31 protein-coding genes are annotated in these 18,140 nt (G+C 43.7%); all 31 read left to right on the top strand.

Annotated features, from left to right (window positions below; all coding sequences use genetic code 11):
- Nucleotides 1-26 precede the first annotated feature (26 nt).
- The 31 genes from rpsQ (at nucleotide 27) to AC5W2J_RS16520 (ending at nucleotide 17,751) form a co-directional block, all read left to right on the top strand.
- Nucleotides 27-290 (top strand): 30S ribosomal protein S17, encoded by a 264-nt coding sequence (rpsQ, locus tag AC5W2J_RS16670; protein ID WP_496060595.1) that lies wholly within the window; start codon nucleotides 27-29, stop codon nucleotides 288-290.
- A 33-nt stretch (nucleotides 291-323) separates the two neighbouring features.
- The gene (gene rplN / locus AC5W2J_RS16665; RefSeq protein WP_496060594.1) at nucleotides 324-692 is read left to right on the top strand and encodes a 50S ribosomal protein L14; all 369 of its coding nucleotides are present in this window, start codon (nucleotides 324-326) and stop codon (nucleotides 690-692) included.
- 43 nt (nucleotides 693-735) lie between these two features.
- On the top strand, nucleotides 736-1,062 hold the full coding sequence (gene rplX, locus AC5W2J_RS16660; protein ID WP_496060593.1) for a 50S ribosomal protein L24: 327 nt from the start codon (nucleotides 736-738) through the stop codon (nucleotides 1,060-1,062).
- A gap of 27 nt (nucleotides 1,063-1,089) precedes the next feature.
- Nucleotides 1,090-1,629 carry a 50S ribosomal protein L5 gene (gene rplE / locus AC5W2J_RS16655; protein ID WP_496060592.1) on the top strand — a complete coding sequence of 180 codons (540 nt, stop codon included), beginning with the start codon at nucleotides 1,090-1,092 and terminating at the stop codon, nucleotides 1,627-1,629.
- 33 nt (nucleotides 1,630-1,662) lie between these two features.
- Nucleotides 1,663-1,848 carry a type Z 30S ribosomal protein S14 gene (locus AC5W2J_RS16650; protein ID WP_120194599.1) on the top strand — a complete coding sequence of 62 codons (186 nt, stop codon included), beginning with the start codon at nucleotides 1,663-1,665 and terminating at the stop codon, nucleotides 1,846-1,848.
- Nucleotides 1,849-1,878: 30 nt separating this feature from the next.
- Nucleotides 1,879-2,277 (top strand): 30S ribosomal protein S8, encoded by a 399-nt coding sequence (rpsH, locus tag AC5W2J_RS16645; RefSeq protein ID WP_120194600.1) that lies wholly within the window; start codon nucleotides 1,879-1,881, stop codon nucleotides 2,275-2,277.
- A gap of 31 nt (nucleotides 2,278-2,308) precedes the next feature.
- On the top strand, nucleotides 2,309-2,845 hold the full coding sequence (gene rplF / locus AC5W2J_RS16640) for a 50S ribosomal protein L6 (RefSeq protein ID WP_496060591.1): 537 nt from the start codon (nucleotides 2,309-2,311) through the stop codon (nucleotides 2,843-2,845).
- 35 nt (nucleotides 2,846-2,880) lie between these two features.
- Nucleotides 2,881-3,243: a 50S ribosomal protein L18 gene (rplR, locus tag AC5W2J_RS16635; protein WP_496060590.1), complete on the top strand. Its 363-nt coding sequence runs from the start codon at nucleotides 2,881-2,883 to the stop codon at nucleotides 3,241-3,243.
- Nucleotides 3,244-3,261: 18 nt separating this feature from the next.
- Nucleotides 3,262-3,759 carry a 30S ribosomal protein S5 gene (gene rpsE / locus AC5W2J_RS16630; protein ID WP_120194603.1) on the top strand — a complete coding sequence of 166 codons (498 nt, stop codon included), beginning with the start codon at nucleotides 3,262-3,264 and terminating at the stop codon, nucleotides 3,757-3,759.
- A gap of 13 nt (nucleotides 3,760-3,772) precedes the next feature.
- Nucleotides 3,773-3,961, top strand: a complete 189-nt coding sequence (gene rpmD / locus AC5W2J_RS16625) for a 50S ribosomal protein L30 (protein WP_496060589.1) — start codon at nucleotides 3,773-3,775, stop codon at nucleotides 3,959-3,961.
- Nucleotides 3,962-3,992: 31 nt separating this feature from the next.
- Nucleotides 3,993-4,433: a 50S ribosomal protein L15 gene (rplO, locus tag AC5W2J_RS16620; RefSeq protein WP_496060588.1), complete on the top strand. Its 441-nt coding sequence runs from the start codon at nucleotides 3,993-3,995 to the stop codon at nucleotides 4,431-4,433.
- A complete protein-coding gene (gene secY, locus AC5W2J_RS16615) occupies nucleotides 4,433-5,725 on the top strand; it encodes a preprotein translocase subunit SecY (protein ID WP_496060587.1) in 1,293 nt (430 codons plus the stop codon). Before rplO ends, secY begins: the two co-directional genes overlap by 1 nt.
- Nucleotides 5,726-5,799: 74 nt before the next feature.
- Complete coding sequence (locus AC5W2J_RS16610) at nucleotides 5,800-6,453, top strand: adenylate kinase (protein WP_496060586.1); 654 nt, start codon at nucleotides 5,800-5,802, stop codon at nucleotides 6,451-6,453.
- Nucleotides 6,450-7,196 (top strand): type I methionyl aminopeptidase, encoded by a 747-nt coding sequence (gene map / locus AC5W2J_RS16605; protein ID WP_496060585.1) that lies wholly within the window; start codon nucleotides 6,450-6,452, stop codon nucleotides 7,194-7,196. The genes AC5W2J_RS16610 and map overlap by 4 nt, the downstream gene beginning before the upstream one ends.
- A 22-nt stretch (nucleotides 7,197-7,218) precedes the next feature.
- Nucleotides 7,219-7,548: a KOW domain-containing RNA-binding protein gene (locus tag AC5W2J_RS16600; protein WP_496060584.1), complete on the top strand. Its 330-nt coding sequence runs from the start codon at nucleotides 7,219-7,221 to the stop codon at nucleotides 7,546-7,548.
- A complete protein-coding gene (infA, locus tag AC5W2J_RS16595) occupies nucleotides 7,535-7,753 on the top strand; it encodes a translation initiation factor IF-1 (protein WP_091663629.1) in 219 nt (72 codons plus the stop codon). Before AC5W2J_RS16600 ends, infA begins: the two co-directional genes overlap by 14 nt.
- A gap of 70 nt (nucleotides 7,754-7,823) precedes the next feature.
- Entirely contained in the window at nucleotides 7,824-7,937 is a 114-nt protein-coding gene (gene rpmJ, locus AC5W2J_RS16590; RefSeq protein ID WP_120194610.1) for a 50S ribosomal protein L36, read from the top strand.
- 19 nt (nucleotides 7,938-7,956) lie between these two features.
- Nucleotides 7,957-8,322: a 30S ribosomal protein S13 gene (gene rpsM, locus AC5W2J_RS16585; RefSeq protein ID WP_496060583.1), complete on the top strand. Its 366-nt coding sequence runs from the start codon at nucleotides 7,957-7,959 to the stop codon at nucleotides 8,320-8,322.
- Between the two features lie 28 nt (nucleotides 8,323-8,350).
- Nucleotides 8,351-8,743 (top strand): 30S ribosomal protein S11, encoded by a 393-nt coding sequence (rpsK, locus tag AC5W2J_RS16580; protein ID WP_120194612.1) that lies wholly within the window; start codon nucleotides 8,351-8,353, stop codon nucleotides 8,741-8,743.
- A 185-nt stretch (nucleotides 8,744-8,928) separates the two neighbouring features.
- A complete protein-coding gene (locus tag AC5W2J_RS16575; RefSeq protein ID WP_496060582.1) occupies nucleotides 8,929-9,873 on the top strand; it encodes a DNA-directed RNA polymerase subunit alpha in 945 nt (314 codons plus the stop codon).
- Nucleotides 9,874-9,909: 36 nt separating this feature from the next.
- On the top strand, nucleotides 9,910-10,275 hold the full coding sequence (gene rplQ, locus AC5W2J_RS16570) for a 50S ribosomal protein L17 (protein ID WP_496060581.1): 366 nt from the start codon (nucleotides 9,910-9,912) through the stop codon (nucleotides 10,273-10,275).
- Nucleotides 10,276-10,504: 229 nt separating this feature from the next.
- Entirely contained in the window at nucleotides 10,505-11,317 is an 813-nt protein-coding gene (locus AC5W2J_RS16565) for an energy-coupling factor transporter ATPase (RefSeq protein ID WP_496060580.1), read from the top strand.
- On the top strand, nucleotides 11,314-12,192 hold the full coding sequence (locus AC5W2J_RS16560) for an energy-coupling factor transporter ATPase (RefSeq protein ID WP_496060579.1): 879 nt from the start codon (nucleotides 11,314-11,316) through the stop codon (nucleotides 12,190-12,192). Before AC5W2J_RS16565 ends, AC5W2J_RS16560 begins: the two co-directional genes overlap by 4 nt.
- Entirely contained in the window at nucleotides 12,185-12,982 is a 798-nt protein-coding gene (locus AC5W2J_RS16555; RefSeq protein WP_496060578.1) for an energy-coupling factor transporter transmembrane component T family protein, read from the top strand. The genes AC5W2J_RS16560 and AC5W2J_RS16555 overlap by 8 nt, the downstream gene beginning before the upstream one ends.
- Before the next feature lie 7 nt (nucleotides 12,983-12,989).
- Entirely contained in the window at nucleotides 12,990-13,745 is a 756-nt protein-coding gene (gene truA, locus AC5W2J_RS16550) for a tRNA pseudouridine(38-40) synthase TruA (protein ID WP_496060577.1), read from the top strand.
- A 197-nt stretch (nucleotides 13,746-13,942) separates the two neighbouring features.
- Nucleotides 13,943-14,380, top strand: coding sequence for a 50S ribosomal protein L13 (gene rplM, locus AC5W2J_RS16545; RefSeq protein WP_496060576.1), 438 nt, complete (start codon nucleotides 13,943-13,945; stop codon nucleotides 14,378-14,380).
- A gap of 23 nt (nucleotides 14,381-14,403) precedes the next feature.
- The gene (gene rpsI, locus AC5W2J_RS16540; protein ID WP_120194620.1) at nucleotides 14,404-14,796 is read left to right on the top strand and encodes a 30S ribosomal protein S9; all 393 of its coding nucleotides are present in this window, start codon (nucleotides 14,404-14,406) and stop codon (nucleotides 14,794-14,796) included.
- Nucleotides 14,797-14,920: 124 nt separating this feature from the next.
- On the top strand, nucleotides 14,921-15,235 hold the full coding sequence (locus tag AC5W2J_RS16535) for a hypothetical protein (protein WP_496060575.1): 315 nt from the start codon (nucleotides 14,921-14,923) through the stop codon (nucleotides 15,233-15,235).
- A gap of 202 nt (nucleotides 15,236-15,437) precedes the next feature.
- Complete coding sequence (locus AC5W2J_RS16530; RefSeq protein WP_496060574.1) at nucleotides 15,438-15,827, top strand: PilZ domain-containing protein; 390 nt, start codon at nucleotides 15,438-15,440, stop codon at nucleotides 15,825-15,827.
- A gap of 101 nt (nucleotides 15,828-15,928) precedes the next feature.
- Entirely contained in the window at nucleotides 15,929-16,975 is a 1,047-nt protein-coding gene (locus tag AC5W2J_RS16525) for an Mrp/NBP35 family ATP-binding protein (protein ID WP_496060631.1), read from the top strand.
- Between the two features lie 152 nt (nucleotides 16,976-17,127).
- Nucleotides 17,128-17,751: a KinB-signaling pathway activation protein gene (locus AC5W2J_RS16520; RefSeq protein WP_496060573.1), complete on the top strand. Its 624-nt coding sequence runs from the start codon at nucleotides 17,128-17,130 to the stop codon at nucleotides 17,749-17,751.
- Nucleotides 17,752-18,140: the final 389 nt, after the last annotated feature.

Genomic DNA, 18,140 nt, shown 5'->3' with positions numbered 1-18,140 from the left:
TAACGATCGAGAGGAGGCCCATTTACATGGCTGAACGCAATCAGCGCAAAGTATATACTGGACGTGTCGTTTCTGACAAAATGGATAAAACCATTACAGTTGTTGTTGAAACGTACAAAACAGATTCTCTATACGGCAAGCGCGTAAGATATTCCAAAAAATTAAAAGCACATGATGAAAATAATCAAGCCAAAAAAGGCGATGTTGTTAGTATTATGGAAACTCGTCCACTTTCTAAAGACAAGAGATTCCGTCTGTTGGAAGTAGTAGAGGAATCCGTAATTATCTAACATCTTTTCTGAGGAAGGGAGGTTACGTAACCTATGATACAACAAGAGAGTAGATTAAAAGTTGCTGATAATTCAGGTGCACGTCAAGTACAGTGCATTAAAGTTCTAGGCGGATCCGGACGTAAGACAGCTAATATCGGTGATATGATCGTTTGTTCTGTTAAACAAGCAACACCAGGTGGCGTTGTCAAAAAAGGTGAAGTAGTAAGAGCAGTAATCGTTCGTTCAAAAAGCGGAGCTCGTCGCAAAGATGGTTCTTATATCAGCTTTGACGAAAATGCAGCAGTAATTGTTCGTCCAGATAAAAGCCCAAGAGGAACTCGTATTTTTGGACCAGTTGCAAGAGAACTACGTGAAGAGCAGTACATGAAAATTGTATCGCTTGCTCCAGAAGTACTTTAATACTAGAAAACGAATAGATAGGCCTTGTTAAGGAGGTGCGATTATGTCTCAGAAAAGTCTTAATGTAAAAAAAGGCGACAAAGTGAAAGTAATTACCGGCAAAGATAAAGGTAAAGAGGGTGTTATTTTACAAGCTTTCCCTAAAAAAGAACGTGTTCTTGTTGAGGGGATTAATATTGTAAAAAAGCATGCTAAGCCTTCCCAGGATAACCCACAAGGTGGAATCCTAACTCAGGAAGCTGCTATTCACGTGTCCAATGTAATGCCTCTTGACCCGAAAACTGGAGAACCTACCCGTGTAGGATCCAAAGTGGTGGACGGCAAAAAAGTACGCATCGCTAAAAAATCCGGCGAAGCACTTGATAAATAAGTCATCTGACGAAAGGAGGCTAACAGTATGAACGCCTTGAAAGAGAAATACAAAGGAACGATTGTTCCTCACATGCATGAAAAGTTCGCTTATTCTTCTGTAATGGGAGTTCCTAAGCTAGATAAAATTGTTATTAACATGGGTGTCGGCGAAGCAGTTCAAAACCCAAAAGCATTGGATAAAGCAGTAGAAGAGCTTGGTGCCATCAGTGGTCAAAAGCCTCTTGTAACAAAAGCTAAAAAATCCATTGCTGGTTTCAAACTTCGTGAAGGTATGCCAATCGGTACAAAAGTTACTCTTAGAGGAGACCGCATGTATGACTTCCTTGAGAAGCTAATCAATGTATCTCTTCCACGTGTACGTGACTTCCGTGGTGTATCAAGTAAGTCTTTTGACGGCCGTGGAAACTACACTCTTGGAGTAAGAGAGCAGCTTATTTTCCCGGAAGTTGATTATGATAAAGTAGACAAAGTTCGTGGAATGGATATTGTCATCGTTACAACAGCTAATTCCGACGAGGAATCCAGAGAGCTGCTAACACAGATGGGAATGCCTTTCAAAAAGTAGTACAAATAATAATTTGAAGAGGAGGCATCGACCTTGGCAAAGAAATCGATGATAGCCAAACAGCAGCGTACTCCCAAGTACAATGTGCAAGCATATACAAGATGTGAACGTTGCGGACGTCCTCATTCCGTAATCCGTAAATTTAAGTTGTGCAGAATTTGTTTCCGCGAACTCGCGTATAAAGGACAAATTCCAGGCGTTAGAAAAGCAAGCTGGTAAGCCCGAGATAAGGGAAGGAGGTAAAACATTATGGTCATGACAGATCCAATTGCAGATATGCTGACTCGCATTCGTAACTCGAACATCGTTCGTCACGAAAAGCTGGAGATGCCTGCATCTAACATTAAAAAAGAAATAGCTGAAATTCTAAAGAACGAAGGTTTTGTTCGCGACGTAGAATTTGTTGATGATAAAAAGCAAGGTCTTATCCGTATCTTCCTTAAGTACGGTGCAGAGAACCAACGCGTTATCACTGGATTGAAGAGAATCAGTAAGCCTGGACTTCGTGTATACGCTAAGTCTGATGAAGTTCCTCGTGTACTTGGCGGTCTTGGAATCGCAGTTATCTCTACATCACACGGTGTGATGAGCGATAAGCAGGCACGTAAAATGGAAATCGGCGGCGAAGTACTCGCTTACGTTTGGTAAGAATAATAAATAAGAACGGAGGTGGAAACATATGTCTCGTATTGGTCTAAAGCCTATAGAAATTCCTGAAGGAGTTACAGTCAGCTTGAACGGTCGACACGTAACGGTAAAAGGCCCTAAGGGTGAATTAAGCCGTGAGCTTCATCCGGATATTAAAGTTAATGTTGGTGATGCAGAAGTTACCTTCGAGCGCCCTTCTGACCACAAAGAGCACCGCTCTTTGCATGGAACAACCAGAAGTGTTGTAAACAACATGGTGGAAGGTGTAACAAAAGGTTATGAGAAAGGCTTGGAGCTTGTTGGTGTTGGTTATCGTGCCAGCAAACAAGGTACAAAACTTATCCTTAACGTTGGTTATTCCCACCCTATAGAAATGGTACCAGAAGATGGTATCGAGATTGATGTTCCATCAAACACAAAGGTAATTGTAAAAGGAATCGATAAAGAGCGCGTTGGAGCTGTTGCTTCAAACATCCGTGCCACTAGAAAACCAGAACCTTACAAAGGCAAAGGCGTTCGTTATGAAGGCGAATTTGTTAGACGTAAAGAAGGTAAAACTGGTAAATAACGCTTAATGTAAGGTTAAGAGAGGAGGAGCGTTTCATGATTACTAAATCTACGAAATACGCCAAGCGTAAGAAGCGCCATATGAGCATTCGCAGAAAAATCAAAGGCACTTCTGAACGTCCGCGTCTGAACGTATTCCGTTCTTCCAAGCATATTTATGTACAGCTTATCGACGATGTAAAAGGAGCTACACTAGTGGCTGCCTCTACAACTGAGAAAGAATTAAATATCGAGAACGGTGGAAATGTGGAAGCTGCAAAAACGATCGGTGAACTTGTAGCAAAACGCGCGAAAGACAAAGGCTACGAAAGTGTAGTATTTGACCGTGGCGGATTTATCTATCACGGACGTGTACAGGCATTAGCTGACGCGGCACGTGAAAATGGACTGAAATTTTAAGAGTAAGGAGGGGACAGTATGCAAATTGATGCTAGCAAGCTTGAACTAGAAGAAAGAGTAGTTACAATCAACCGCGTTGCCAAGGTTGTTAAAGGTGGACGTCGTTTCCGTTTTGCAGCGCTTGTAGTCGTTGGGGATCGTAACGGACACGTAGGTTTTGGCATGGGGAAAGCACTTGAAGTTCCTGAAGCTATCCGCAAAGCGGTAGAAGCTGCCAAGAAAAACCTTGTGGAAGTGCCAATCGTAAGAACAACTATTCCTCACGTAATCGTAGGACATTTCGGAGCTGGTAACGTACTATTGAAGCCTGCTTCTGAAGGTACTGGAGTTATCGCGGGCGGACCTGTACGTGCTGTACTTGAGCTTTCCGGCGTTCAGGATATTCTCTCTAAATCACTGGGTTCTAATAACCCAATTAACATGGTTCGCGCAACCATCCAAGGGCTAACTGAGCTGAAAACAGCTGAAGAAGTTGCCAAATTACGTGGAAAAAGCGTGCAAGAATTGTTAGGATAAGGAGGGAAACAACATGGCCAAAAAAGTGGAAATTACCCTCAGCCGTAGTTTAATTGGTCGTCCCAAGGATCAGCGTGTGACGGTTAATACTCTGGGTCTTCGTCAAATGCACCACACTGTGGTGCACGAAGACAACGCTGCTATTCGTGGAATGATTAACAAAGTATCTCATCTATTAACTGTAAAAGAACTAGACGCATAATACGATTTCTAAAGGACAGGGAGGTGTCAACATGAAACTTCATGAGTTGAAGCCTGCAAAAGGATCTACGAAAACACGCAATCGCGTTGGACGTGGAGTCGCAACCGGAAATGGAAAAACTTCCGGTCGCGGTCAAAAAGGGCAGAATTCTCGTTCTGGCGGCGGTGTACGTCTTGGATTTGAGGGTGGTCAAAACCCAATTTTCAAACGCCTTCCAAAACGTGGATTCACTAACTATACAAGAAAAGAGTACGCAATCGTTAACATCGAAACATTAAACCGTTTTGATTCCGGTACAGAAGTTACACCGGAACTTCTTATTAAAGAAGGTGTCGTAAGCAAAACTAAAAATGGTGTGAAAATCCTTGGGGATGGAAACGTCATTAAAGATCTAACGGTGAAAGCGAACAAGTTCTCAGCTTCTGCTAAAAGTGCAATTGAAGCGGCTGGTGGAAAAACAGAGGTGATCTAATGTTTCGCGCGCTCTCTAACATTTTTCGTGTGAGTGATTTAAGAAATAAGATTTTCTTTACTCTTCTCATGCTAGTAGTATTTCGAATAGGAAGCTTTATACCAGTTCCTGGATCTAATCAAGATGTCTTGAATTTCCAGGACCAAGCAAATGCTTTCGGGTTCCTTAACACTTTTGGTGGTGGAGCCCTTTCGAATTACTCTATCTTTGCTATGGGCGTTATGCCCTACATTACTGCATCTATTGTAGTTCAGCTTTTAAGAATGGATGTTGTGCCAAAGTTTACAGAGTGGGCGAAAGAAGGGGAAGCAGGAAGAAGGAAGCTGGCGCAGTTTACGCGCTACTTTACCGTTATTCTTGCCTTTATCCAAGGGCTTGGAATGTCTATTGGATTTAATAACTTATTTCCAGGACTTATTCCGAATCCAAGTGTTCCCCAATACATTTTTATAGCACTAATTATGACCACTGGAACAGCATTTTTGATGTGGCTGGGTGAGCAGATTACGGCAAAAGGAGTAGGGAATGGTATATCCATCCTTATTTTTGCTGGAATCGCGGCCGGGATCCCCGGCGGGTTAAACCAGATCTATGCCACACAAATCGAAGATGCCGGCCAGCAGTTGTTTATGGGAATTGTTACGCTTGCGCTTTTGGCATTAGCGGTACTCATTATTATCGTGGGTGTTATTTTCGTGCAGCAGGCAATTCGCAAAGTGGCGATTCAGTATGCTAAACGTTTAACAGGACGCAGCCAGGTAGGCGGACAATCAACGCATATTCCGTTGAAAGTTAACTCTGCCGGTGTTATTCCCGTTATTTTTGCATTATCTCTCTTTATTTTCCCACCAACGGTAGCCGGGTTAATTGGAGAAGACAACGCAGTGGCAAACTGGATTGTGCAAAACTTTGATTATACGCAGCCATTTGGCATGATTATATATGCAGCTTTAATTATCGGATTCACGTACTTCTATACATTTGTCCAGGTTAATCCTGAACAGATGGCAGAGAACCTGAAAAAACAAGGCGGTTACGTGCCGGGAATCCGCCCGGGCAAAACCACTGAAACGTATATCCGTCGTATTTTGTATCGTTTAACGTTTGTAGGGGCTTTGTTCCTTACGGCGGTATCTCTTATTCCTGTGTTTTTCACAGCACAGATGGGACTTCCACAGACGATTCAAATTGGCGGTACTGGCCTTCTCATCGTTGTTGGTGTGGCATTAGATACAATGAAACAGATCGAGAGCCAGCTTATTAAGAGAAGTTATAAAGGGTTTATCAAATAGATAAGCCGCGCATTAGGGGATGAGGAAGAAAGCCGCCTTGCCCCTCACGAAATCGTAAAGATGGAGGAGATATCGTGAATTTGATATTAATGGGGCTTCCAGGTGCCGGTAAAGGTACACAAGCCGAAAAGATTGTAGCAAAGTACAACATTCCTCATATTTCAACAGGTGACATGTTTCGTGCAGCCATTAAAGACGGTACCGAACTTGGTAAAGAAGCAAAGTCTTATATGGATGCAGGGAACCTTGTCCCAGATGAGGTAACGATCGGCATTGTGCGGGAGCGGCTAAGTAAAAGCGACTGCGAAAGCGGCTTTCTTCTCGATGGTTTCCCCCGTACTGTGGCTCAAGCAGAGGCCTTGGAAGATATACTAAGCTCTTTAGGCAAAAATCTTGATTATGTTCTTAACGTTGACGTTCCTAAGGAAAAGCTGGAAGAGCGCCTGACGGGACGCCGTGTATCGCCGACTTCAGGCAAAACGTACCATGTAACTTATAATCCTCCTAAACAGGAAGGCATTTGTGATGTTGATGGAAGTGAGCTTGTGCAGCGCGATGATGATAAGCCGGAAACGGTCAGAAAACGCCTTGAAGTGAATATCGAACAACAGCAGCCTCTTATTGATTTCTATACAGACAAAGGCTACATCCGTAATGTCAGGGGCGACCAGGATATTAATGTAGTATTTGATGAAATAGATGCTTTGTTGAAAGGAATTCATGAATGATCATTTGTAAAACAGAACGAGAGCTTGATATTATGCGCGAGGCTGGCAAAATCGTTGCGTTGACGCATCAAGAGCTGCAAAAGCACATTAAGCCCGGGGTTACTACCCGGGAACTTGATGGCATTGCCGATAAAAAAATACGTCAGCATGACGCGATTCCATCCTTTAAAGGGTATAATGGATTCTCCGGAAGTATCTGTGTATCAGTCAATGAAGAATTGGTGCATGGCATACCGGGTAAAAAAGTATTAAAAGATGGCGACATCATTTCTATAGATATCGGAGCCGAATATAAGGGCTATCATGGTGATTCTGCCTGGACTTATGCAGTAGGAACGATTACGGACGCTGATCAGCAGCTGCTTGATGTAACGGAACAAGCGTTATACGAAGGGCTGAAGGAAGCGAAGCCGGGAGAGCGCCTTACTAACATGTCCCACGCGATTCAAGCATATGCAGAGAAGCACGGCTTTTCAGTTGTGCGTGAATACGTGGGTCATGGGGTTGGGCAGAATCTGCATGAAGACCCGCAGATCCCTCATTATGGTCCTCCAGGAAAAGGGCCGCGCTTAAAGCCTGGCATGGTACTTGCCGTTGAACCAATGATCAATGCGGGAGAACGTTATGTTCATACTCTTTCTGACAACTGGACAGTCGTAACGACTGACGGGAAAAACTGTGCTCACTTTGAGCATACTATTGCCATTACCAATGAAGGATATGAGATACTAACAAAAGCCTGATTAACAATAAAGGTGATGATGAATGACAGAATCAGAGTCGCTGCCCGGGATCGGCCAGATTGTCCGGATTCGCAAAGGGCGGGAAGCCGGTAATTTTGCCGTAGTCATTGGTTTAGTAGATGATCGTTTTATTTTAGTAGCAGATGGAGAAAAGCGGAAATCCGACCGTGGGAAAAAGAAAAACAAAAACCACGTAGAGTTTCTGCCGCACATTTCTGAAGAGGTAAAGCGAAGTTTAATGGAAACCGGACGTGTGACCAATGCTAAGTTGAGATATGCTCTGATAATCTATAAAACAAAGCATAGCACAGAGTTACTGAAGGAAGGAGAATACATGCATGGCCAAAGATGATGTTATTGAAATGGAAGGCACTGTTCTTGAACCTCTTCCAAACGCAATGTTTCGCGTAGAGCTTGAGAATGGGCATAAAATTCTAGCGCACGTTTCTGGTAAGATCCGGATGCACTTTATCCGCATACTCCCAGGAGACAAAGTAACCGTTGAAATTTCCCCATATGATTTGTCACGCGGACGTATTACGTACCGCTATAAATAAAAACCGGCAGGATGAGTCGTAGCACGTTTACTCTCGCATGTACTCCAAGCGGTTAAGGAGGTAAATAAACATGAAGGTGAGACCGTCAGTCAAACCAATGTGTGAAAAATGTAAAGTAATCCGCCGTAAAGGTACGGTTATGGTTATTTGCTCCAATCCAAAGCACAAGCAAAAACAAGGCTAAATAAAAAGGAGGTGCTCAAATGGCACGTATTGCAGGTATAGATGTTCCACGCGATAAGCGTATTGTAATTTCTTTAACGTATGTTTATGGTATCGGTAAATCCGCGGCACAAAAGATTCTTAAAGAAGCTAACATTGATGAAAGCACGCGTACTCGCGATCTTACAGAAGATGAACTTGCTAACATTCGTACTGTAGTTGAAAACTTTACAGTGGAAGGTGACCTTCGTCGTGAAAAGTCACTAAACATTAAGCGTCTTATTGAAATCGGAAGCTATCGTGGCATTCGTCATCGCCGTGGTCTTCCTGTAAGAGGACAGAACACGAAGAACAACGCCCGTGGCCGTAAAGGTGCACGTCGTACAGTAGCAAACAAGAAAAAATAATCATTTACGAAAAGGAGGTTAACTTACTATGGCTAAGCCAAAAACAAACAACCGTAAACGCCGTCAACGTAAGAATATAGAGACTGGAATCGCGCACATCCGTTCAACATTCAACAACACGATCGTGACGATTACAGACACACAGGGAAATGCTTTATCCTGGGCAAGTGCTGGAGCATTAGGTTTTAGAGGCTCACGTAAATCTACTCCTTTCGCTGCACAGATGGCTGCTGAAACAGCTACTAAAGCTGCAATGGAGCACGGTCTTAAAAGCGTAGAAGTAGCTGTTAAAGGACCAGGTTCCGGACGCGAAGCTGCTATTCGTTCTTTACAGGCAACTGGACTTGAGGTAAACATGATTCGTGATGTAACCCCAGTTCCTCATAACGGATGCCGTCCGCCAAAACGCCGTAGAGTATAATTTTCAGAAGTTGGTGCAACGCCTAGCTTTATGATGGATACAGATTTCCTTGTAAAAGCTTATGCATTATAAAGAAACAGGTTCGTCGCTTAATCGGAAGCTGACTAAATGAAAATGCCCGAATCGCTTACCTATGTAAGCCGATGACAGGAAATTCTACGTTTTGAAGGAGGGTATATTGTTAAATGATCGAAATCGAGAAGCCTAATATCGAAACGGTTGAAGTAAGCGAGGATGCCAAATATGGCAAGTTTGTTGTAGAACCACTAGAGCGTGGGTATGGAACAACACTTGGAAACTCCTTACGCCGCATCCTTTTATCCTCTCTTCCAGGTTCAGCTGTCACAACAGTACAGATTGACAGCGTCCTGCATGAGTTCTCCACTATTGAAGGTGTGGTAGAGGATGTTACAACCATCATATTAAACCTAAAAAAGCTGGCTCTGAAGATTTATTCAGATGAAGAAAAAGTATTGGAAATTGAACAAACGGGCGACGGCATTATCAAGGCGAAAGATATTACCCATGATAGTGACGTAGACATTTTAAACCCGGATCTTCATATCGCTACTCTTACAGAAGGAGCCAATCTTCACATGCGTTTAACTGCTAAACGCGGAAGAGGGTATGTTCCAGCTGAAGGAAACAATGCGGATGACCTTCCAATTGGTGTTCTTCCTATCGATTCCATCTACACTCCGGTATCACGTGTGAACTACCAGGTAGAAAACACACGTGTCGGGCAGATCACTAACTATGATAAGCTCACTATGGATGTATGGACAGACGGTAGTATTCGCCCTGAAGAAGCTGTTTCGCTTGGAGCGAAGATTCTTAACGAACATTTAAATATCTTCATCGGATTAACAGACCAGGCTCAAAACGCAGAAATTATGGTGGAAAAAGAAGAAGATCAGAAAGAAAAAGTGCTTGAGATGACTATCGAAGAGCTTGATCTATCTGTTCGTTCTTATAACTGCCTGAAGCGTGCCGGCATTAACACCGTGCAGGAGCTTACCCAGAAATCCGAAGATGATATGATGAAAGTTCGTAACCTTGGACGTAAATCATTAGAGGAAGTTCAAGAAAAACTAGCGGAACTTGGTTTAGGTCTTCGTAAAGAAGAATAGAACAAGCCACGCAATATTTATGAAGGAGGGAATTAAATGACTGCATATGCAAAGCTTGGACGTGACAGTTCAGCAAGAAAAGCACTATTTCGTGACTTGGCTACAGACTTGATCATCAATGAAAGAATTGAGACAACTGTATCTAAAGCAAAAGTATTGCGCCCTATTATCGAGAAGATGGTAACCCTTGGCAAGCGCGGAGATCTTCACGCACGCCGTCAGGTTGCTGCTTATATTCGTAAAGAGGTAGCTAACGAAGAAACAGGACAGGATGCTATTCAAAAGTTATTCGATGAGATTGCTCCTCGTTTTGAAGACCGCCAAGGCGGATACACTCGCGTGCTTAAAGCAGGTCCCCGCCGCGGAGACGCAGCTGAACTTGCTATTATCGAGTTCGTATAAGTAATTTTTCACGGGCTGATAAAAAAGGGCTGGACGGATCTTTAGAGGATTGCGTCTACGCCCTTTTTTAAAAACCGAAAAGACATTTAATCAAGAGACCAGGTTCTTTCTTTCAGAAAGGCCTGGAGCCTCTCTTTTTTTCTAAAAAAGCAGGCTCCTTTAAAACCTGGATGCAAATGTGCTGTATGGTGAAAAGGACGATGCATGTTTGAGAAAAGAGGACTAATCAATGAAGGCAGTAACGTTAAAAAATGTTCATTTTCAATATGAAGAAGACGGCCCCGTCGTACTATCTGACGTAAGTGCCTCTGTTCAACATGGAGAATGGATTGCTGTTATTGGCCCGAATGGTTCAGGGAAATCTACGTTGTCACGATTATTTAACGGATTGCTTCTTCCCCAGTCAGGAGATATTCATATTAATGGAAAATCCATTTTTTCCGATGAAGACCTGCCTGTTATTCGAAGAGAAGTGGGAATGGTCTTTCAAAATCCGGATCATCAATTTGTAGCACCTACTGTTAGGGATGATATCGCATTTGGAATGGAAAATGCCGGTGTACCTAGAGAAGACATGCTTCAACGTATTGAAACAGTAGCCCGTCAGACGGGAGTAGAAGATATTTTAGATAAAGAACCACATCGGTTATCCGGTGGACAGAAACAGCGTGTTGCTATCGCTGGGGTATTAGCTCTTTATCCATCCATCATGGTATTGGATGAAGCAACCTCTATGCTGGATCCAAATGGAAAACAAGAAGTCTTACATACTATTCGTTCTCTGCATGCCTCAAGTGATGTGACGATCTTATCCGTTACGCACCAGCTGCATGAAGCCCTCATGGCGGACCGCGTATGGTATATGGAAAACGGACGCATTATTCATGATGTTACAGCAGAAGAGCTGCTGAACAATTTAGATTGGCTGCAAGAGAAGAACATCCCATTGCCTTATGCTGCATCCTTGTATCAGTCTCTAGCACACAAAGGGATTTCCTCCCGGTCATTAGAAGCATTTCTTTGGAGGGAAAAAAGCAGATGAAGGTATCATTAAAAAACATAGAGCACACTTATATGAAAAAGACGCCGTTTGAAAAACAGGCATTAGCGAACGTTAATGTTGATTTCGAAAAGGGGTCTTTTACTGCTATCATCGGGCATACCGGTTCAGGAAAATCCACCCTTGTCCAGCACATAAACGGTCTTTTAAAACCCCACAGCGGACAGGTAACGGTAGGAAGCCGGACAATTGATGCCAAATCCAGGCGCAGACAGATTAAAGCACTGCGCGAGCATACGGGCATGGTGTTTCAATACCCGGAGCATCAGCTGTTTGAAGAAACAGTAGAAAAGGATTTATTGTTTGGTCCCCGTAATGCGGGCAAAGAAGAAGCCCGGACGAAAAAAAGACTTCCGGAACTGCTGGAGCTGGTTGGATTGGATAAAAGCTTTCTGGGCCGGTCTCCTTTTGAGCTGAGCGGGGGACAGATGCGGCGTGTGGCAATAGCGGGGGTGCTGGCCGTGGAGCCGCAAGTGCTCATTCTGGATGAGCCGACTGCCGGCCTGGATCCGCAGGGACAGGAGGAAATCCTTTCCTTGTTCAAAACCTGGCAGGAGCAGTATCAGACAACGACTATTATGATCACGCATCAAATGGAAGAAGCTGCGCGTCTGGCAGACCGGATTATTGTTATGAGCGAAGGGCGGATTACGATGGAAGGGGCTCCTTCTGTCATTTATGAAAAACAGGCCGAACTGAAGGCTCTTCATTTAGATGTGCCGGAACAGGTCAAAGTATTAAAGCAGATCGAGCAGGAAATGGGAGTAGCATTTTCCAGCTACCACTTGAGACCGGAAGAAGCAGCCCGGGAATTGGAAGAGAAACTTCAACAGAAAAAAGGCGATACCCATGTTTGAACACGTGATTATAGGCCAGTATCTCCCGGGCCGCTCCATTCTTCACCGAATGGATGCGAGAGCGAAGCTGGCTTCTATCTTTCTATTGATCGCGGCAATTTTCCTGACTAATTCCTGGAGCGGCTATGCCGTATTAGGCGGCACAGCTGCAGCAATATATCTTTCGTCCGGCGTGCCGTTTCGTTATATACGAAAAGGGATGGCTCCTATTTTTCTGCTGGTGCTGTTCACCTTTTTTATTCATGCCCTGTTTACGAGGGAAGGAGAGGTGCTCTTTTCACTCGGAGCTTTTCAGTTTTATGAAGATGGAGTGATCCAAGGATTGTTTATTGCTCTTCGACTGCTGCTGCTGGTGTTTCTGACCTCGCTGTTGACCTTGACGACGAGTCCGATTGAGTTAACAGATGCGATGGAGCAGTTTTTATCGCCCCTGCGTCGTTTTCGCTTCCCGGCCCACGACGTAGCAATGATGATGTCTATTGCAATCCGATTTATTCCAACACTGATGCAGGAAACCGAAAAAATTATCAAAGCACAGACTGCACGCGGCGCTGATTTTAACAAAGGGTCTCTAAAAGACAGGGCCCAGGCGTTCGTTGCCCTGCTGGTGCCGTTATTTGTACGCTCTTTTAAACGAGCGGAGGATTTAGCGTATGCAATGGAAGCAAGAGGCTATAACAGCGGAGCGGAGCGTACAAAGCTTCGTCAGCTGATTTGGAAAACAAGAGATACGGCTGCCTGCGTGCTGGTCGTGGTGCTGGTGGCAGCATTATTTTTATTAAGGGAGTAACAAAAGGATGAAGTACAGAGTAAAAGCGGTGATCGCTTATGATGGAACGAATTATTCCGGCTGGCAGATGCAGCAAAACAGCAAAACCCTTCAAGAAGTCATAGAAAAAGGTCTGACTAAAATGCACCGGGGCAGAAAAGTAACGATTTTTGCTTCCGGACGGACCGATGCCGGTGTTCATGCCAATGGACAGACCATTCATTTCGACACCGACTATTATGTTCCGGAAGAGCGGTGGCCGATTACCTCCTCCGGCTTATTTCCATCTGATATCCAAATACTGTCGGCAGAATACGTGGATCCTTCTTTTCATGCCCGTTACGACGCCCTTGGTAAAGAGTACCGCTACCGGGTGCTCACGGGAAGAACAAGAGATGTGTTCCGACGCCATTATACGTATTTTTATCCCAAGCCGGTGGAAGTGGAGAAAATGAGAGAGGCGCTGCCTTTTATCGAAGGAACGCATAACTTTTCCTCTTTCTGTTCTACCGGGACGGGCGTAACAAGCATGGTGCGGACCATTTATGAGGCACGTATTGAAACACATGGGGATGAACTGCATTTTGTTTTTAAGGGCAGCGGCTTTTTGTATAATATGGTACGTATCTTAGTAGGTACGTTTCTGTTAGTCGGCAATGGCCGTATCGAACCAGGAAAAATCAAGTCTATTCTGGAAGCAGAAGACCGGTCCAAAGCAGGACAAACCGCACCGGGGCATGGTCTTTATCTGGAACGTGTAGTATACGAGGAAGGCCCGTTCTAACAGTGATTAAGCGGATAGTGAAAAATCTTTTAAAAAACAACGATTCCTGGTGTACATTGCATTGACATTAAGGAAGGCATGTTATATGATAGTTGTTGGCATTTCAAAGTCCCACAGCCCCGGGATACGGAATGATAATGGACGATGACAACTGACAAAAACCAATAAAAAAAGAACTAATTAGGAGGGAAAAAATAATGCGTACAACATACATGGCAAAGCCAAAAGAAATTGAACAAAAATGGCACGTTGTAGATGCTGACGGACAAACTCTTGGACGTCTTTCCAGCGAAGTAGCATCCATCCTTCGCGGCAAGAACAAGCCTCAGTTTACTCCTCACGTTGATATGGGAGACCACGTTATTATTATTAATGCAAGCAAGATTCACCTTACAGGAAAGAAGCTCCGTGATAAGATTTACTACAAGCACAGCGGACATCCAGGCGGCCTGAAAGAAACAACTGCCGGAGACATGCGTGCAAACAAGCCGGAGAGAATGCTTGAGCTTGCTATCAAAGGCATGCTTCCAAAGACATCTCTTGGACGCGTACAATCTAGAAAACTTCACGTATTCGCAGGTTCTGAACACAATCATCAAGCACAACAGCCAGAGAAGTACGAACTTCGCGGCTAAATTAGAAGGAGGGAAATTATATTATGGCACAAGTGCAATACTACGGTACCGGACGTCGTAAAAATTCTGTTGCTCGTGTTTTTGTCGTACCAGGCGATGGCCGTGTGACGATAAACAACCGCGACATTGATGAATACTTCAACTTTGAAACACTTAAGCTTATTGTAAACCAACCACTCGTAGAAACGGGAACTGAAGGTCAGTATGACCTTAAAGTGAACGTAAACGGCGGTGGATTCACAGGACAGGCCGGCGCTATCCGCCACGGTGTAGCCCGTGCGCTTTTAGACGTTGACCCTGATTTCCGTAAGTCTCTTAAGGCTGCCGGATTCCTTACTCGTGACCCACGTATGAAAGAACGTAAGAAGCCCGGTCTTAAATCAGCCCGTCGTGCTCCTCAGTTCTCAAAGCGTTAATCATTTCAATGCAAAACCTTTCGGCCCTATTGGCTGGAAGGTTTTTTTGCGGTCAGACAATGTAGTTGACTTTCTGGAGAGTTCGGGATAAATTACGAACATAACCTACTAGGAGGGAAACGCCATGATCAGCGGACAGTTAGAAAAGTGTGTACGAAAAGCTCTGCACTGTAATGAAGGCAGTACGTACGGGGGAAATGTGACGGCTTCGTTTATAGAAGGCAGAGGAGGCGTTTTCACAGCGGCTTCGATCGCACTGGCTCATTATTACAGAGTAGGCAGTGAAGCTTCTAAGAAAAAGATAGAAGATATTTTAAATAAAGCTTCTTTTTTTCAAGAACATCCATTGGAAGATAATCAGGAGCTCGCCGAAGAAATTTTAAATGAAATTAAGCTGATTCAGGAAGAAATTTTTATTGACCGCTATCAGGTTGATTAAAAGCCAGGCACCGGTAAGGTGTCTTTTTTACGACTGTTTGTAAGAGAGTCTTAATCTTTTATATTAATACACATACTTTAGTTGTAATACTAAGTAATCATAATATATACTTAATATGTAAATAATTGATCGTAATATAGTGCGTTGCAGGGCGGTGTTTACTGGACGTTATGCAGCTGCCATATGAGCAGGAGGAAAAAATATGAGCAACCAAAGGCGGGATGTCCGTTTTAATTTTGAATCTCACCCTATTGAAGGAATGTTTTCTATATATAAAATGCAGGAAAAGATTATTGAAAGCAAACCGGCCCGTATGTATCTTCAGGATTTATCAGCCGGCGGTCTGCGGTTTTCCACCAGGCTGGATATTCCCTTAGCAGAGGAAGTAATGTACTGTTTTACTTTTCAGGTGCTGCAGACGCCTTTTAAACTGTATGGCACAATCGAGCGTAAAGAAAAAGAGGGAAGCCGCTATTATTACGGGGTGAAGCTTGTACACAGTGACCGGCAGATGCGTCTGAAAATCATTCAGATTGTTAACCGGCTTGCTATTAACAGAAGAAAGAGAGAGCGGCTGATTAAAGGTAGATAGGATTTATTTTGCCTGTTTGTATAGCAAACGTTTGAAAAGAACCTAGAAAACAATGTATGCTAGGAGCAGAACAAATTGCTGCTAAAAGGATGGTGTCCGTTTTGATCACAGAAGAGCAGGTCCTCGAGGCCTTAAAAAGCATAGAGGATCCCGATTTAAATAAAAGCGTTACGGAAACAGGTGGAGTAAGAAGCGTTCGAATTAAAAATGGCAATGTAAGCGTTAAGATTGCCCTTGCCCGCACAGGTACGCCTGAACAAATGAAAGTACAGCAGGACGTAGTTAAATTGTTAAAAGATGCCGGAGCGGAGTCCGTTGGTCTTCGTTTTGAAGCATTAGAGGAAGAGGAAATAGAAAAGCACGGCGGCGGGTCTCCCGCTTCTGCGTCTCTATTATCCAAAGACAATAAAGCTGAGTTTATCGCAGTAACAAGTGGTAAAGGCGGCGTAGGGAAATCAACCGTTTCTGTTAACCTTGCAGTGGCGCTGGCCAGAGCAGGGAAAAAAGTTGGTATTATTGATGCAGACATATATGGCTTCAGTGTGCCGGACATGATGGGCATCGATACGCGTCCAAAGGTAGAAAACGACCGTATCTTCCCAGTAGAGAGATTCGGTGTGAAAGTAATGTCAATGGGCTTTTTCGTAGAAGACAATGCTCCAGTTATCTGGAGAGGTCCGATGCTTGGAAAAATGTTAAATAACTTCTTTAACGAAGTAGAGTGGGGTGAGTTGGACTACATCGTGCTGGATCTTCCGCCGGGTACCGGGGATGTGGCTCTTGATATCCACACGATGCTTCCGGAATGTAAAGAAATCGTTGTAACCACCCCTCACGCAACAGCAGCATTTGTCGCAGCGCGTGCAGGTGCAATGGCTATTCGTACCCACCATGAAATTCTGGGTATTGTTGAAAACATGGCCTACTTTGAAAGCAAGGTTACCGGTGAGAAAGAGTACGTGTTTGGTGAAGGCGGCGGGGAACGCCTGAAGGATGAGCTGAAAACAGAAATACTCGGCCGTATCCCACTCGGCCAGCCGACAGAAAATAAAGACATCTTTGCTCCTTCCGTATATGAAGAAGAGCATCAAATTGGATCTATCTATAAAGATATGGCCCAGCGGGTAGTGGAGAAAATCGGCAAATAATACAACAAAGCACTTCTTTTCTTTTACATAAAGAAAGGAAGTGTTTTTTTCTATTTGAATGAAGCGGTTTCAAATACCAGGTAGCTTTTTTAATGCCTGCTTGATAGAATTTACAAGAAGCCACATGTGAAGACATAAGGGGTGCAGCAATAGTGAATGCGAGGAAAGTAGTTTATTTGTTTTTTTCTACACTGCTTATAGGGGCGCTTAGCGGAGCAGTGGTAGGGATAGTAATAGACCCCTCTACATATTTCAACGGCGGGTTTTTAAATTTCCTGTTTGGATTGATCTGGATTCTAGGAATCAGCGCAGCGATCAGCCTGGTGGCCCAGATGGGGTACTTTGCGTATTTAACTCTTCATCGTTTTGCGCTGAGCCTGTTTAAAACGACAAGGCTTTGGAACCGGGTGCAGATGGTGCTGATTGCTTTTGTGTTTTTTGATCTCGTTTACTTTCGTTATATTGCTTTTGCAGAAGGAAACGAAACGATTCTCGACTATATGGTGATGCCGATTGTCTTTTTGGTCCTTGCAGGAGCGGTTGCTTATCGAAAGAAATTAGAAACGAACAGTCAGGCCTTCATTCCTGCTTTCTTCTTTATGTTTGTAGTCACGACGATAGAATGGCTTCCGGCTCTTACAGTAGGAACGGTAAACGACTCCAAATGGCTTTGGATTTATATTACCCCGCTGTTTGTCTCCAACGCCTGGCAGCTTCTTCTTCTTCACCGTCTAACGAAAGACAGCCGTTCGGCAGTTAAAAAGAAGCCTCTTTGATCCTAAAAAAGAGGCTTCTTTTCTTTTAAAAAAAGCGAGAGTGAAAAAAAGAAAAATACTGAATAAAATGATTTTGGGATAATATGAAAAAATAACGCATAACATGTTGACGTTTATTAATTGACCGTGGTACATTACTTCTTGCGCCACAAAAAGCGAAACAGTAAAGAAAAGTTGGAAAACAAAAAAACAAAAATAAAGTATTGACTTACTTTGACCAACTTGATATACTATAAAAGTCGCCAAAACACGACGGCAGCAAAAATAGTGTCCTTTGAAAATGGAATGAAAACAACGCGCGAATTATCAAGTCGCGGCAGGCAAGGCCTGCTGCGCAATGTAAGACCAGCATGACCTAAGCATCAACTTTCATGGAGAGTTTGATCTTG

The organism is Sinobaca sp. SA16-1, assembly GCF_059510515.1.
The sequence above is the reverse complement of the archived record's forward strand: the minus strand, read 5'-3'. Positions and strand labels throughout refer to the sequence as shown.

Coding starts and splice junctions, on each gene's coding strand:
- rpsQ (WP_496060595.1), top strand. CDS start 27: ATGGCTGAACGCAATCAGCGCAAAGTATATACTGGACGTGTCGTTTCT.
- rplN (WP_496060594.1), top strand. CDS start 324: ATGATACAACAAGAGAGTAGATTAAAAGTTGCTGATAATTCAGGTGCA.
- rplX (WP_496060593.1), top strand. CDS start 736: ATGTCTCAGAAAAGTCTTAATGTAAAAAAAGGCGACAAAGTGAAAGTA.
- rplE (WP_496060592.1), top strand. CDS start 1,090: ATGAACGCCTTGAAAGAGAAATACAAAGGAACGATTGTTCCTCACATG.
- rpsH (WP_120194600.1), top strand. CDS start 1,879: ATGGTCATGACAGATCCAATTGCAGATATGCTGACTCGCATTCGTAAC.
- rplF (WP_496060591.1), top strand. CDS start 2,309: ATGTCTCGTATTGGTCTAAAGCCTATAGAAATTCCTGAAGGAGTTACA.
- rplR (WP_496060590.1), top strand. CDS start 2,881: ATGATTACTAAATCTACGAAATACGCCAAGCGTAAGAAGCGCCATATG.
- rpsE (WP_120194603.1), top strand. CDS start 3,262: ATGCAAATTGATGCTAGCAAGCTTGAACTAGAAGAAAGAGTAGTTACA.
- rpmD (WP_496060589.1), top strand. CDS start 3,773: ATGGCCAAAAAAGTGGAAATTACCCTCAGCCGTAGTTTAATTGGTCGT.
- rplO (WP_496060588.1), top strand. CDS start 3,993: ATGAAACTTCATGAGTTGAAGCCTGCAAAAGGATCTACGAAAACACGC.
- secY (WP_496060587.1), top strand. CDS start 4,433: ATGTTTCGCGCGCTCTCTAACATTTTTCGTGTGAGTGATTTAAGAAAT.
- map (WP_496060585.1), top strand. CDS start 6,450: ATGATCATTTGTAAAACAGAACGAGAGCTTGATATTATGCGCGAGGCT.
- AC5W2J_RS16600 (WP_496060584.1), top strand. CDS start 7,219: ATGACAGAATCAGAGTCGCTGCCCGGGATCGGCCAGATTGTCCGGATT.
- infA (WP_091663629.1), top strand. CDS start 7,535: ATGGCCAAAGATGATGTTATTGAAATGGAAGGCACTGTTCTTGAACCT.
- rpmJ (WP_120194610.1), top strand. CDS start 7,824: ATGAAGGTGAGACCGTCAGTCAAACCAATGTGTGAAAAATGTAAAGTA.
- rpsM (WP_496060583.1), top strand. CDS start 7,957: ATGGCACGTATTGCAGGTATAGATGTTCCACGCGATAAGCGTATTGTA.
- rpsK (WP_120194612.1), top strand. CDS start 8,351: ATGGCTAAGCCAAAAACAAACAACCGTAAACGCCGTCAACGTAAGAAT.
- AC5W2J_RS16575 (WP_496060582.1), top strand. CDS start 8,929: ATGATCGAAATCGAGAAGCCTAATATCGAAACGGTTGAAGTAAGCGAG.
- rplQ (WP_496060581.1), top strand. CDS start 9,910: ATGACTGCATATGCAAAGCTTGGACGTGACAGTTCAGCAAGAAAAGCA.
- AC5W2J_RS16565 (WP_496060580.1), top strand. CDS start 10,505: ATGAAGGCAGTAACGTTAAAAAATGTTCATTTTCAATATGAAGAAGAC.
- AC5W2J_RS16560 (WP_496060579.1), top strand. CDS start 11,314: ATGAAGGTATCATTAAAAAACATAGAGCACACTTATATGAAAAAGACG.
- AC5W2J_RS16555 (WP_496060578.1), top strand. CDS start 12,185: ATGTTTGAACACGTGATTATAGGCCAGTATCTCCCGGGCCGCTCCATT.
- truA (WP_496060577.1), top strand. CDS start 12,990: ATGAAGTACAGAGTAAAAGCGGTGATCGCTTATGATGGAACGAATTAT.
- rplM (WP_496060576.1), top strand. CDS start 13,943: ATGCGTACAACATACATGGCAAAGCCAAAAGAAATTGAACAAAAATGG.
- rpsI (WP_120194620.1), top strand. CDS start 14,404: ATGGCACAAGTGCAATACTACGGTACCGGACGTCGTAAAAATTCTGTT.
- AC5W2J_RS16535 (WP_496060575.1), top strand. CDS start 14,921: ATGATCAGCGGACAGTTAGAAAAGTGTGTACGAAAAGCTCTGCACTGT.
- AC5W2J_RS16530 (WP_496060574.1), top strand. CDS start 15,438: ATGAGCAACCAAAGGCGGGATGTCCGTTTTAATTTTGAATCTCACCCT.